The organism is Pseudomonas sp. AK181 (assembly GCF_051122975.1).
Classification (GTDB): Bacteria; Pseudomonadota; Gammaproteobacteria; order Pseudomonadales; family Pseudomonadaceae; genus Aquipseudomonas; species Aquipseudomonas lactis.
Map to the genome: position 1 here is coordinate 4,154,085 of NZ_CP146348.1, position 13,204 is coordinate 4,167,288.

Annotated in this window: 13 protein-coding genes and 1 pseudogene; 6 read left to right on the forward strand and 8 right to left on the reverse strand. The window is 55.4% G+C overall.

The features are described from left to right. Positions 1-142: 142 nt before the first annotated feature. The 3 genes from V8689_RS18935 to V8689_RS18945 form a co-directional block, all read right to left on the reverse strand. Positions 143-3,184: an SIR2 family NAD-dependent protein deacylase gene (locus V8689_RS18935; protein ID WP_056785865.1), complete on the reverse strand. Its 3,042-nt coding sequence runs from the start codon at positions 3,182-3,184 to the stop codon at positions 143-145. A gap of 523 nt (positions 3,185-3,707) precedes the next feature. Beyond that, a complete protein-coding gene (locus V8689_RS18940) occupies positions 3,708-4,064 on the reverse strand; it encodes a DUF3892 domain-containing protein (RefSeq protein WP_196492830.1) in 357 nt (118 codons plus the stop codon). A gap of 281 nt (positions 4,065-4,345) precedes the next feature. Further along, positions 4,346-4,861: a GNAT family N-acetyltransferase gene (locus tag V8689_RS18945; protein ID WP_434520582.1), complete on the reverse strand. Its 516-nt coding sequence runs from the start codon at positions 4,859-4,861 to the stop codon at positions 4,346-4,348. Between the two features lie 118 nt (positions 4,862-4,979). Here V8689_RS18945 and V8689_RS18950 point away from each other — a divergent pair, with 118 nt between their 5' ends. Further along, positions 4,980-5,474 carry a GNAT family N-acetyltransferase gene (locus tag V8689_RS18950; protein WP_056785871.1) on the forward strand — a complete coding sequence of 165 codons (495 nt, stop codon included), beginning with the start codon at positions 4,980-4,982 and terminating at the stop codon, positions 5,472-5,474. A 6-nt stretch (positions 5,475-5,480) separates the two neighbouring features. Here the strand turns inward: V8689_RS18950 and V8689_RS18955 are convergent, their stop codons facing one another. Next, the gene (locus V8689_RS18955; RefSeq protein WP_003192651.1) at positions 5,481-5,714 is read right to left on the reverse strand and encodes a hypothetical protein; all 234 of its coding nucleotides are present in this window, start codon (positions 5,712-5,714) and stop codon (positions 5,481-5,483) included. 160 nt (positions 5,715-5,874) lie between these two features. On the opposite strand from V8689_RS18955, the gene V8689_RS18960 reads away from it, so the two are divergent. The 3 genes from V8689_RS18960 to V8689_RS18970 all read left to right on the forward strand — a co-directional run bounded on the left by V8689_RS18960 (position 5,875) and on the right by V8689_RS18970 (position 7,843). After that, positions 5,875-6,417, forward strand: a complete 543-nt coding sequence (locus V8689_RS18960; protein ID WP_056785874.1) for a GNAT family N-acetyltransferase — start codon at positions 5,875-5,877, stop codon at positions 6,415-6,417. 33 nt (positions 6,418-6,450) lie between these two features. Continuing rightward, on the forward strand, positions 6,451-6,693 hold the full coding sequence (locus V8689_RS18965) for a hypothetical protein (RefSeq protein ID WP_056785876.1): 243 nt from the start codon (positions 6,451-6,453) through the stop codon (positions 6,691-6,693). Between the two features lie 784 nt (positions 6,694-7,477). Then, the gene (locus V8689_RS18970; protein WP_056785879.1) at positions 7,478-7,843 is read left to right on the forward strand and encodes a hypothetical protein; all 366 of its coding nucleotides are present in this window, start codon (positions 7,478-7,480) and stop codon (positions 7,841-7,843) included. 16 nt (positions 7,844-7,859) lie between these two features. On the opposite strand, the pseudogene V8689_RS18975 reads toward V8689_RS18970, so the two are convergent. Further along, positions 7,860-8,297, reverse strand: a pseudogene (locus V8689_RS18975) (SAM-dependent methyltransferase); the annotation flags it as partial. A gap of 113 nt (positions 8,298-8,410) precedes the next feature. Here V8689_RS18975 and V8689_RS18980 point away from each other — a divergent pair. Next, entirely contained in the window at positions 8,411-8,791 is a 381-nt protein-coding gene (locus tag V8689_RS18980) for a cupin domain-containing protein (protein WP_056785882.1), read from the forward strand. Positions 8,792-8,942: 151 nt separating this feature from the next. Here V8689_RS18980 and V8689_RS18985 read toward each other — a convergent pair whose 3' ends face one another. The 3 genes from V8689_RS18985 to V8689_RS18995 all read right to left on the reverse strand — a co-directional run bounded on the left by V8689_RS18985 (position 8,943) and on the right by V8689_RS18995 (position 12,326). Then, positions 8,943-10,028, reverse strand: coding sequence for a GlxA family transcriptional regulator (locus V8689_RS18985; protein WP_056785885.1), 1,086 nt, complete (start codon positions 10,026-10,028; stop codon positions 8,943-8,945). A 22-nt stretch (positions 10,029-10,050) separates the two neighbouring features. Continuing rightward, entirely contained in the window at positions 10,051-11,457 is a 1,407-nt protein-coding gene (locus V8689_RS18990; RefSeq protein WP_056785888.1) for an amino acid permease, read from the reverse strand. 137 nt (positions 11,458-11,594) lie between these two features. Next, positions 11,595-12,326, reverse strand: coding sequence for a BPL-N domain-containing protein (locus V8689_RS18995; RefSeq protein ID WP_056785890.1), 732 nt, complete (start codon positions 12,324-12,326; stop codon positions 11,595-11,597). A 211-nt stretch (positions 12,327-12,537) separates the two neighbouring features. On the opposite strand from V8689_RS18995, the gene V8689_RS19000 reads away from it, so the two are divergent. Continuing rightward, positions 12,538-13,164, forward strand: coding sequence for a glutathione S-transferase family protein (locus V8689_RS19000; protein WP_056785892.1), 627 nt, complete (start codon positions 12,538-12,540; stop codon positions 13,162-13,164). Positions 13,165-13,204: the final 40 nt, after the last annotated feature.

Sequence of the window (13,204 nt, forward strand, 5' to 3'; positions counted from 1 at the left end):
CTTAACCATACAGCAAGACCTATATACTTCTTAAATTAAAGGAAAAGGGGACAGTTTTATTTTCCTAGAAATAAATCCGTCCCCTTTTCCCGAGTACCCGCGACTACAGAGAGAGTTCGGCATCGCTAACTTCAGCACATACTTAGCGCACGATAGTCGCGAGTCTTCCATAGTAATAAGATACCGCCGGATCACGCTCGGGAATAGTATCGGGCATATTAAGATCTTTAAATTTATTCATCGCTTCAAGCTCTGGTTTTTGCTCGTCACGCAAACGCCAGTAGAGTGAGCTGTATTTGAAAAGCTGAAGCAGATTGACGTAGTCATTGTTTACTTCAAAGGCTGCCCAAAGGATCCGATGGCATTTTGAATGAAGGTAAGGCGAATTGTCATGATGTAGATGGTGGTAAATGCTGATGAGCGCAGAAACGTCCTTAGCATGGAGCGAACCATGAACAGTCAGATGCGAATCGGCGTACCTAAGAGTCGCACGGATTTGGTTGTACAGGTCTTTGTTCTGGTGACAGTATTCAACAAGCTCTTTGAGCATGTCGACTTTTGAGGGAGTTTCATCTAACTTATCAGCGCGATCTATCTCGATGTTGGAGTACAGCGTGTGAGCTTTAGTCTTCGCCTTCACCTGGATCTTCGAAATATCAGATTCCTTGGTGGCGAGTTTACTGTGTTTGAGCGCGAGGTGGGCCGCATGCATCGCGTGACTGCCCTTGGTTAGCTTTTGTGCCTGAGTGGCATACTCAAGCGCTTTGGCATGATCCTTCCTCGCTGAATAAATCATCGCGATCTCCAGCTTAATCGAGCCTACCTGCTTGGGTTGATCAATATGATCCAGGCAGTCCAGCAGCATCTGCAGGGCTTCGTCCTTAGTAGTCTTATCCCCGACCATCCGGATCGACTGCGCGCATAGGTAAATGAAGAACCAATACTGCTGATCCTTATCACGGCTATCCAACATCGACCTCAGTGCACTATATATGTCATGTACAACTTTGTGATACGATTTTTTGCTCACGGTTGCGCAGAATTGCGACGCCAGTTCCATACCAACAGTGCGCCACCTTTCAATCGTTTTGCCTTCAGCGAAGATTTCAACGATAAAATATTTAGCATTGTTGATCTCAGACGACTTTTCTGTGATGTCATTTGCCTTGAAGATGAGATGCAGTTTGGGATCCTGAGTCTCCCAGTTGTCACCAAAATAGAGCTTGTAGGCTTGATTTTTTATTTTCGATATTTCTTGGACTTTTGTCTCTTGGGCGAGCCATTGCCTCACGGGGCGCGTGACGATGAGTCGTTTTTTTGATCCCCGAGTGCCCGTATGGCCGAAGCTGTCTTGATCCTCAACATAAATGAAGCCTTCACGTTGCAGGATGACCACATGATCAATCGAATACTTCTTCGATTTATCGACCCGCTTGATATTATCTAAGTATTCGCCGTAGGGAAATGCGGACAAGTTTTTGAGAAGTGAGAACGCATAGCGTTTTTCGATTTCTTGCGCAGTTGACAGTGCCTTGATGGAGTCACCTAATCGTCCCGTCAGATTTATGCGCGAACTGCCTCGCTCATTAATAATCTCTTCCAAAGAAGCAACGACAAGTTTTTCCAAGGTTTCCTGAATAATTCGCGGAACGCCGTTGGTATGTTCGTAAAGTTGCGTAAAGTCGTCGTGGCCTAAGCCGCCTTGGTACATAGGGTGTGATTCGATGTATGCCCTAGTATCTGCACCATCTAAAGCGGTCAGTTCTACCGCCTCATTCCTCCACGTAGGCAGATTTCTACTTGTCAAAATAACCCGGAGACTCGGGCAAAAGGAAGTTAAAATATCCGTTAGACTTAACAGATCAGCTTGGAGTTTTTCCTTATCGTCGCAGGTATCGAGCGGAACGTCTCTTAACAACAAGTACGCCTCGTCTACCAGCGATAAAGTGCTACAAAATGCCTCGAACGAAGCACCTAAAAGCTCTCCAATTTGACTGTAGAAAGATGCTTTGTCGGAATAGTTACAGATGTTTACCGAATAGACTTTATTAGTCTTCGTTGATAGCCGCTTGATCAGTGCGGAAATAAATTCATCTTCTCCCATTCCCCAATCAGCTGCCAACCACAAACGCTTGTGAGTAGTCAGGATTTGCTCTGCCTGAAACGACTGGGCGTGCCTGACACTACGAGCCTGTGGGGCAGGAGGTAGCGGGCTGTGAATTCCATCTAGAGCGGTAGTCTTTTGCCCTTGCTCCACGCTTTGGATGGCGGTATTGCCTCGGAGGTCAGGGTACGCTTCCGAGGTCTGACTAGTTACCTGGTGGAACAGTCCATCAAGAAATGGGCCGAGAAGCGAATGATCTTTACCGAAACTAATTGGTTCTACGATATTCTTCCACGCCACGTCAGCTTTACGTGCGCCGATTTCGCAGTCCCTGACAAGTGCGTAAGTTGAATGCTTAGTCGTTTTTAGCTCTTCTCTAAGCCAAGTCAGTGTTTTGTCGAAGTTGGGGTCTTCAAACGTACCGCCACAACCTACGAATACTAGATTTTCAAATACTGTCAGGTGCTGCTGGAAGAAATTTCGCGTACTGCTTTGTATCGTGGTTTGATAGTCCTGGCTGCTCAGAATGCATGTATCGGGCTTCTTCCAGTGGCCATGCAGATGAAGTATGCCTCTACGCTCGCCTTTGAACCACTCGATGACCTCGTCTGGATCAGTCATATAGACGGGAGATAGATTAGTGGCGCTCTCTAGCAGTGAGTCATAGTTGAGGGTGCAAATTTTTACGCCGGCCTCCGACAAAGACTTGACAGTGTTAGCGAGCGCTTGGTTATGAATGTTAACTTCACTAAATTCTTTTTTCAGCCAAGTTGTGTAATCGAAACCATCATCGTCACTCAGGCGACTTGATAAGAAGCCCGCCACATGCAGGATTTCGCTGGTAGTCGGCGAACCGTCCAAATGAGCGAGCCAGGTTGTGACCTTATCCTCTGAGATTTTTCCGATCTCGATAGCGTAGCGGAACCCGGCACGAATCAGACCAATCCAGGCTAACTGAGGGTATCTACCTTCGGTCAACCCAAGGCTCATCCCTGTTCCTACGACCAAAATAGTGTCTTTGCTAGGTTTGATACGTTTTGTTGCGTATTCCAGAACTGTAGCCGCGTCGTTCAGGTCCATTGTATTAAGCTTCCAATCGAAGATGCTGAGGTGTTTGCCAATATCACAAAAAATGGCTCGTTTGAAGTCCTGGTAGCGGACAGTAATTAGCCAAAAGCGATCGTTCTACTCAAAAAAATCGGCGAAGGGTTTTATCTAACTAGATCGTGCGCTTTTTGCGTTGTATTCGCAGTTGTATACGAAAAAAGGAAAAAAGGAAAAAAGGGGACAGATTTATTTTCCCTAGATGAAATCCGTCCCCTTTCCCGCTCTAGGTGGAGGCCTCTCACAGCGCCTAGCAGCGGACTTTCTACGAGTCCCGATGGCGGCCTCTCAACGGGCGCTGGCAATAACTGGCGCCCTGTGTCCACGGACTCTGATGACTAAGCAGTCCGTAATCGTTTTACGATGACGGCTTCTGGCCGTTTTCTGTCCGTCGCCACCGGCAGCTTCTGGCTGATCTGTGCCGTTGGCGATCGTTGGCTTTCGGCCAAAAGCTCTCAATCAAAAATATCAAAAAATCCAGTGGAAACTCAGTGTTTAATTAGATGGGGCACTGATTGAGCGACAACAAGTTATTATTCCACTGCCTATCTGCATAAGTACGTAAATAGGGAGCACGACCAGATTCGCGTACGACACCAATATCTGCACGGGCACCACTCACCGGATCTATCACATAGAAGGTATTTGTACCAGCATCAATACTGGCAATTACTTGCTCCCGAGTCCAGCGCCATTGATTTGCAGGATTGCCTAAATGAGTGATGTGTTCATGGGAACTATTTACATTAGGTTTGTTAATGCACGTTACTTGAGCGTCGGCCATTTTGATTTCCTTTTCACGGTTGAATTTATAAAAAGAGCTGACTGCCACGCCTTTGTACTGGCTCAATGACATCCTAGTCAATACTCCTTTTGATCGCCGCTCGTTTCACAGACAAACGGAGTGTCAGCTTTTAGCCGATTCTGTTGAAAAAGTCGGTTCTCCCGGATTGCCCGGAATCTGATCGTTGTAGGAGCCTGTTTTTCGCGCGGCTGGGTGAAATCTCTGTCCAGAATACCTGTGCGACCATTTAAGATTTCAATCTCACGCGCTTACTTTTCTGCCCTGAGAACCGCGTCCGACTTTTTCAACAGAATCAGCCGAAAGCAGGCCTCCGACCAACCTGATCCCCAGAGTTAAACTCCTGGTATCTGATATACAACCGACTCATATTTCTCCGCCATCCGCCTCTCAATGACAACTCCCCCCAAAGCTTCCGCAATACGCCGACTCGCACGATTCTGCGCCGCAACAGGGTAGATAAAGTGCTTTGCCACCACCCACTGGCTAGCCCACTGAACAACCGCCAGCAACGCTTCACCACCAAACCCCAGCCCGTGTTTATCTTCACGGATCCAGATCCCCAGCTCCGGCGATTCACTGCCGGTATGGTGCAGCCCGACCAAGCCGATAAAACGAGCACCTACCCGCTCCCTGACCGTAAACACAATGTCGCTGCCATCCGCTATCGCAGGCAGCCACCGCCCCCAGACTTGCGCGTACTCTTCCAGCGAGGCAGGCGGTTCCCAGGACATGTAGCGAGTCAAAGACGGTGTGATACAAGCGAAAGACTCAACAGCGTCTTGCTCGCAGAAGGGCTCGATGCTCAGGCGTTGCGAGAGAATGCGGATTGGGTGGGTGTCCACTGGCATGGCAATTTCCTTCCTGGGTCCGTTACTCCATGTATGCCGTGAACATACCATGCGGGTCGCTTCATCAGTATCAGGCTCTCTATACTGAGCTCCCAGGATGGTAGCTAGAGCACCCAATATGCCCGTCACCCCCAATCAAAATTCCCCCTTCATTTTGGTCCCAGTTCAACAAAGCGATTTGGATAATCTTGTAGCCATTCGAATTGAGGCCATGCGCGAAAGTCTGGAGCGTGTCGGGCGATTTGATCCGGTCCGTGCGCGCGAGCGGTTTCTTAGCGGCTTTGAAGCTGGCAGCACACGCTACATCGAGGCAGCTGGAGAGAGGGTGGGTTTCGTCGTGGTCAAACATCACCACAATGAACTCGCGCTCGATCACTTGTATGTAAGGCCGAGCGCGCAAGGGTCAGGGGTTGGGTCTGCTGTTCTTACCCAGATTTTCAAAGAGGCGGATGCGGCTACGCTTCCCATTAGAGTGGGGGCTCTCAAAGAAAGCGCTTCGAATCGCTTTTATACCCGCCACGGCTTTCAGTTCATCGAAAGCAGTGAATTCGACAATTATTATGTTCGTCAGCCTATTCCAGCGATTGGCGCTCATTCCGGAACCATGGGCTGACTGGCACTAGCCCTTCAGTTCACCAGCTCGATTGCTCGCCGCGTCGTCATACGCCACATACAGCGACTCTGCAATTTGGCTCTTGATCGCCTTGGTGGCCTCCAGCCCCAACACAAAACCCTCGGCTTTACCGCCAGCACGGTTGAGTTCTTCATGGGTGGAGGCGCCAGTAATGGCGTCAAGCAGCTTGGCGGCGTGAGGGCCGACGCCTTTGGGGAGGGAGATCTGGTCGATGGACATTATCGCTACCTTGAAAAATGGAGTTCGGGAGCGCGTGGAACCACTGCCGGGGCTGGCATGGTAGACCTGTTTGCCTTGAAAGGGGTCGCTTTACGCGCAGCGGCGCTATTCTTTGCGGCTACGCAGTCAGATGGGGCCATTGGTAAATCTGGAGGGGTTTATGGAGTATTGCGTTGAGGGTTATTGCCTTCGGCCATTGTGGGGCGACGATTTCGAGAGGGTCAGCCGTTACGAACGGGTCAATCGCAGGCATCTGCAACCTTGCGAGCCGCTCAGGGATGAGGAATATTTCACCACTGGCAACGCCAAGGCCAGGGTGGAGCAGCAGGTCAACAATATGCAAGCTGGCAACGCTCTGTGTTTCCTCTTGCTTGAACCTGAGAGCGGAGAGGTTCTAGCGCGGTGTAACTACACGAACATTGTGAGGGGCGTTTTTCAGGCCTGTCATCTCGGCTTCTCGCTGGCGGAATCTGCCCAAGGCCGTGGCCTGATGAAAAGAACACTTCAGGTCACTAACCGTCACTGCTTTGAGCAGTTGGGTCTTCATCGGATCATGGCCAATCATTTACCCCGCAACGTGCGAAGTGAACGCCTTCTGGAGTCGCTGGGGTTTGAGAAGGAAGGATATGCGCGAGCCTATCTGAAGATTGCTGGCGTGTGGGAGGACCATACGTTGAGATCATTGATCAACCCTGGAGAATAAGCGCGCCATCCACTCCACTGAGGAAAAAAGCTGATGCCCACCGAGCCCCTCTGCCTGGTTTTCGTACCCTCCTTGGCAGCCTTGCTGACAGCCGCCGAATCGAAAAAAGGCGCCCCTCTCAGCGAAGTCGAAGTGTGCGATATCCGTAACCAGGCTACTTGCATTGCGGTAACCTTCTCCACCGCGCTGGCAATGGAACAAGAGCGGGGTTACCCGGATATCGTTGCCGAGGATTGCTGGAATGAGTGGCAACGGTTGCGTCCCTCGCTTCAATAGCGCCCGCTCTGATCAGCATAGGTATCTACACAACTCTGTAGCGCTCAACGGTAACCACGATGCGAAGCGAGCCGCTGTTGATCTTGATCTGCTTTTGATCTTAGGCGCCCCGTTAAACCACGCTGGCCGAACGCAGGCTTGAATTCGTGGGTAACCCGGCAGGACGCCGGGTTAGCCGCCCCGCGCCATGGATGGCGCGTGGCGGCGGCCCACGGATTCAAGCCTGTGTTCGGGCACACCGAGCCTAGGCGAGGTGCCGAGTGGTGGGGCAAGAGCGCTTTGCTTACTTTCGCGCTTTTCGAAAGTGAGCCGCCGTCAGGGCGGAACCCTAGGTGGCCGTTACCGCAGGAATGGATATGTACGCAACCCAACTGTGTCGACTGTCAGGCCGCCTTCGCGAGCAAGCCCGCTCCCACAGTTTGATTGCGGGGTGTCAGGTAGATTGGCGTCGGCTGGCAGGCCGTCATCGCAGGCAAGCCAGCTCCCACAGCTGGATCGTGGGGTGTCAGGTAGATTGGCGTCGGCTGGCAGGCCGTCATCGCAGGCAAGCCAGCTCCCACAGTTGGATCGTGGGGTGTCAGGTAGATTGGTGTCGGCTGGCAGGCCGCCATCGCAGGCAAGCTCCCACATTTGGATTTCGAGCGTCAGATGGATATGCATCGGCTGTCAGGCCGTCACGGGAGCAAGCGCCCTCGCCACAGATTTAGCGTGGTGCCGAAGTTGTGTAGATAGCTATGCTCTGATCAGCGCCCCAACCCACTCCCAGGATTCACGGACTTCCTTTATGCCCCCGGCCTCACGCGACCACGCCCGTATCGAACGCCGTCTCATCGCAGCCCTGACCGACGCCTGCGAGATCGCAAAAGCTGAAATCGCGGGCTTCGAATGGCTGACCCACACCGTCGACTACCGCGCCTTCCCCCAAAGCCTGCGGGTGATCTGGGTGTTCGACAACGTCGCGAGCAAGGCTCACGCCCTCGCGAGCGGCGCGGACGCCCGTATGCGCGAGCTGACTACTGCCGCGCTGGATGACGCTGACGTGCACGTCCCGAACATCGCCCGCTGCGTCAGTTTCGACTCCGAAGAGGAATGCCACCTTCGGCATGGGGGCGATTGGCGTCGGCGGCTGGCTACTCTCTCGGCTCACTGAGCAAGGCGAGACCTTGCTACCCCACCTTGCACGTCAACCAAGCCCCCCAGAACAGGCTGCTGAAAAAACGGGTCGCATCGCCAAACCCTGCGTCGTGCAGCAGTTTCTGAACCGCCGCCTCGGAATGTGGCGGGTCAGCGCCTTGAAGGATTTTCCCAAGCTTGGCCTTTACTTCGTCCGAGCTGGCGCCATGCTGACGCCACCGTTGCCCCCAGGCCGCCAGCAGTAACGGCTGGCTGGCATAAGCGTATTGATTGCCCGCGACAATCAGCGGCGCGCCCGGTTTAAGGCGCGCCCGAATCGAACGCACTATCTCGCCCTTGGCTTCATCACCTTCCAGGTGATGGATCACGCCGATCAAGGTGGCGGCGTCGTATGACGCGTCTGCTGGCAGGTCTTCGAGCTGCCCGAGATGCAGGGTCGTTCTGTCCAGCAAGTGGTTGGCTTTCAGCTGTGTATTCCCATGGGGAATGCGGGGGCCCACGAGTGGAGGGGTTGCAGGATCGTACAAGCCTCTGACCTGTCGGCCCGGATAGTCTGGCCTTCTCACCGACAGGAAGGCTCAGCATGACTCACCTACAGCACCCCGCCCAACCGATAAACCTCGCGCAAAAAGCCTCGCTCATCGACCAGCAATGGAGCCCGAGGGTGGTTGCCGAAATGAACGACTACCAATTCAAGGTGGTGCGCATTGAGGGCGAATTCATCTGGCATTCGCATCCGGAAACCGATGAGGCTTTTTTGGTGCTTGAGGGCACGTTGCGTATCGACCTGCCGGGCGGCCCGGTGTATGTGAAGCCGGGTGAGTTGTATGTGGTACCGCGTGGCATTGAGCACAGGACGGCGGCCGAGGGCGAAGCCAGGCTGATGATGATCGAGCCGCAAGGCATCCTCAATACTGGGCATGAAGGCGGTGAGCGTACCGCGTTGAATGACCAGTGGATTTGAGTAGGCCGCTGAACCCTGTAGGAGCGAGCTTGCTCGCGAAAAACGTCAACGAAAACGCGTGCTTCCTGAATGAACGCGGCGCCTGTAAATTTTTCGCGAGCAAGCTCGCTCCTACAGGGGGCAAGCGGGCAAGGGGGCAAGCGGGCAAGCCCTATCGCCTTTGAATCTGCACCGTGGCAAACGTCGGCTCGTCACGCGCCTGCTCCAGTGCATTCCTGGGCTGTTGCGGGGCCCGGGATTGCCCCTCTGGCCGTAACGCAGGCGGCGGATGCAGGCGCATGTCCGAGCGCTCATCGCTGGGCGCCACGCCGAAGAAATCCCGATAGCACTTGGAAAAATGCGGCGTGGACACAAAGCCGCAAATCACCGCCAGCTCGACAATCGAAATGGGCGTCTGCATCAGCAACTGGCGAGCACGGGTCAGGCGCAGTTTGAGGTAATAGCGCGATGGCGTGCAGTACAGGTGCTTCTGGAACATGCGCTCCAACTGGCGGCGGGACACGTGCACATAGGCGGCCAGTTCGTCGAGGTCGATGGGTTCTTCCAGGTTGGACTCCATCAGGGCCACCACTTCTTGCAGCTTGGGCTGTTGCGTGCCGAGCAGGTGCTTGAGCGGCACGCGTTGGTGGTCGCGCTCGTTGCGAATGCGCTCGTACACGAACATCTGGGAAATAGCCGCCGACAGCGTATGCCCGTGATCGCGGCCGATCAGGTGCAGCATCATGTCCAGCGGCGCAGTGCCGCCGGAGCTGGTGAAGCGGTTGCCATCGAGCGTGAACACGCTGGAGCTGACTTTGACGCGGGTAAACGCTTCCTGCATCGACGCCATCAGCTCCCAATGCACGCTGCACTGGAAGCCATCAAGCAACCCCGCCTGAGCCAGTGCCCAACTGCCGGTGCACACCGCGCCGAGCCGTTTGCAGTACAAGCGCGCCTGGCTGCGTAACCAGGCGATGAGCGCAGGGTTGATAGCCTGTTGAATGCCCACGCCGCCGCACACGATCACCGCATCGAAGCCGCGCTGGTCCTGCGCGCACGCATCCGGGGTCACCGACACGCCATCGCTGGCCCACACCGGCTGGCCGTCCAGGCTCAGGGTTTGCCAACGGTAGAGTTCTTCGCCCGCTAATTGGTTGGCCATGCGCAGCGGCTCGACCGCACACGACAGCGATATCAGGGTGAACTGGTCCAGCAGCAAAAAGCCGATGGTCTGGCAAACAGGTGCCTCGGTTTCCATCACCGCTACCCCACAGGCGTGATCAGGACTGTTCCAGCGCCACCGGCTTGGGTGCCCGGTTGTGCTGACGCGCCGTGACCAGGCCGATAAAGGAAATCACCAACGCCAGGCCAATGGTCGAGGACACTTCGGTGCGATGTTCCGGCGTCACCATCATCACCCCAAGCGCCAGGCAGATGAACACGATCACCAGGTAAGTCAGCCAGGGAAACAGCCACATGCGAAAGGTCAGCTCAACCTTTTGCCGCACCAGCAACCGACGCATGCGCAGTTGCGAGATAGCGATCACCAGGTACACCAACAACGCGATGGCGCCGGAGCTGGCGAGCAGGAACTGGAACAACCCGGCAGGCATGAAGTAGCTCAGCAGCGTGACGCCCGCGCCGATGACGGTGCTGGCGATCACCGCCGCCCGTGGCACGCCCGCCTTCGAGGTGATTTTAAGCGCCGCTGGCGCATCGCCGCGTTTGCCCAGGGAAAACAACATGCGCGAAGAAATGTAGATCGAGGAGTTCATGCAACTGGCTACCGCGATCAACACCACCACATCGACCATGAATTTGGCGTTGGGGATGTTCATAATTTCCAGTGCGCGCTGATAGGAGCCCACGGACGCCAGCAGCGGGTCGTTCCAGGGCACCACGGAAATCACGACGGAGATCGACAGCAGGTAGAACACGCCAATGCGCCAGATCACCGAGCGGGTGGCCTTGGCGATGTTCTGCGCCGGGTTGCTTGATTCCGCTGCGGCGATGGTCACCGCTTCGGTGCCGATGAAACTGAACATGATGGTGATAAACGCCCCCACCACCGCCGACAATCCGTTGGGGGCAAAGCCGCCGTGTTCCTCCATCAAGCGGCTCAAGCCGCTGGCTTCGCGATCCGGGATCCAGCCCATGAGTACGCTGAAACCCAGGCCGATAAAACCGACGATGGCAATCACCTTGGCCATGGCAAACCAGAATTCGAATTCGCCGTACTTGGCCACGCTGAACAGATTGGTGATCACCAGCAAAACGATTGAGATCAACGCAAACAGCCACGCATCCACATGAGGGAACCACTGGTTGAGCACATGCCCGGCAGCCAATGCCTCGATGGGAATAACCAGCACCCAAAACCACCAGTACAACCAGCCGATGGTAAAACCCGCCCAAGGGCCGATGGCCTGGTCGGCGTAGGTGGAGAACGAACCGGTGTCCGGGCGCGCCACCGCCATTTCCCCCAGCATGCGCATGACCAGCACCACCAGCAGGCCGGAGAACAGATAGGCCAATAAAACCGCCGGTCCCGCTGCGGCGATGGCGTGTCCGGAGCCGACAAACAGTCCCGCGCCGATAATGCCGGCGATGGACAACATGGTCACGTGGCGGGGCTTGAAGCCCTGCGCCAGCTGACCGTTGGAATCGTTGGGAGTCAGGCTAATCATTGTTTTTGTTGTGCTCAGGCGGCCAATAACCCTCACCTTAAGTGCCCGAGGCCAGGCACAAGTAGCCTGGTTACGCCACCATCGAGTCTGATATCGACATGGGGATGGTGGCACTCTGAGGTAACGCGCGGCGCGCCCTACTCTTGCGCGCTGCGTATCAACGACCCGAACAGCTCGCCACGCGGCATCTTGCTCAGCTCGATATCGGCATTTTCAAACCACTCCCGCCCAGCTTCCGGGTGCGGCCCGCTCAGCACCACCACGCCACGTTCGTAGGTGTACCGCGCCGCCGCCACATCGCCATTGTGGTAGGTAGCGATGACCTTGTAGGGCGCCGCAGCGTTGGCTTTGGGGAAGTACGGGCCGTCCTGATAGAACACAGAGTCAGGCTGCCCGTCCCACGTTACCCGCACGGCGGCGTCGTCAATGCCGGCCACTTCAAAACCGGGCCGGCCGGCTTCGGTGTCCAGCGCCTGGGGGATCAGGCCGAGGTTGTTGTCGTCGGCCAGGTAGGCGCCCATGCACAGGCCTAGGTAGCGGCCGCCCTTGGCGACATAGCCGCGAATTGCCTCGGCACGCGCATCGCCCAGGCTGTCGAGCGCGGCTGGGATGTCCTGGCCACCACCGGGCTGTACGTAGAGGTCGTAGCGCGCCAAGGTGTGAGGGGTGATGTCGATGGGTTCGTCGGCGCCGACGAAGTCGATCTGGTAATTGGGGTTGAGACGCTGCAAGGCGGTTTTCACGTTTTCCGCGCAGTCTGGGCAACCTGCCGGGCCTCGGTAGATGGCCACCTGGGTGATCGCCGTGGCGGCATGTGCCTGAAAGACGAAGAACGCCAACAATGTGCCGGCGATACGGTATAGGTTCATGCACATACGCTCTTGCAACCCGAGGTTCGACGCTGCAGCCTAAATCCAAAGAGTGGTTGAAGTCGTTAATAGTTGTAAACAACGCACTGCCCTTCTGCCAGCCCGTATGCAAAGGGCTAGGTAGATTGATTGCCATTAATAGGCTGTTCAATGGCACTCTGCAGGCACCCCATAGTCTGTTGCTGTACCCCTTTGCTCAGCGGAGCCGCCCATGATCATCGTCCATCACCTCAATAACTCACGCTCGCAGCGCATTCTCTGGCTGCTCGAAGAACTCGGTCTGCCTTACGAAATCAAGCGTTACCAACGCGACCCGAAAACCAACCTCGCGCCGCCTGAGCTCAAGGCGATCAATGCGTTGGGCAAGTCGCCGGTGATTGAAGACGGTGCCAATGTGGTGATCGAGTCCGGCGCCATCGTCGATTATCTGATTCGCCGTCACGGCGCAGGCCGCCTGCAGCCAGACCCGTCAACAGCCACCTACGACCAGTACGTGCAATGGCTGCATTTCGCCGAAGGCTCGGCCATGTTGCCCCTGATGCTCAACCTCTATGTAGGGCGGCTGGGTGAAGCCGGTGCGCCCTTGCATCCACGTATCGACTCCGAAGTTGCCAATTATCTGGGTTACCTGAACAACGCGCTGGGGCAAACCCCGTATCTGTTGGGTGACGAACTCAGTGGTGCGGATATCCAGATGAGTTTTATCGGCGAAATTGCCAAGGCCCAGGGCAAGTTGCCGGCTTACCCTAATCTGGCCGCGTGGGTGCAGCGGTTCCAGGCCAGGCCCGCGTATCGCAAGGCGGTGGAGCAAGGCGGCGAGTATGCGTTTGCCAAGTAAATAGGCCGCTGACACAGCGGCGCTGCCAGGCTTTTCGGCC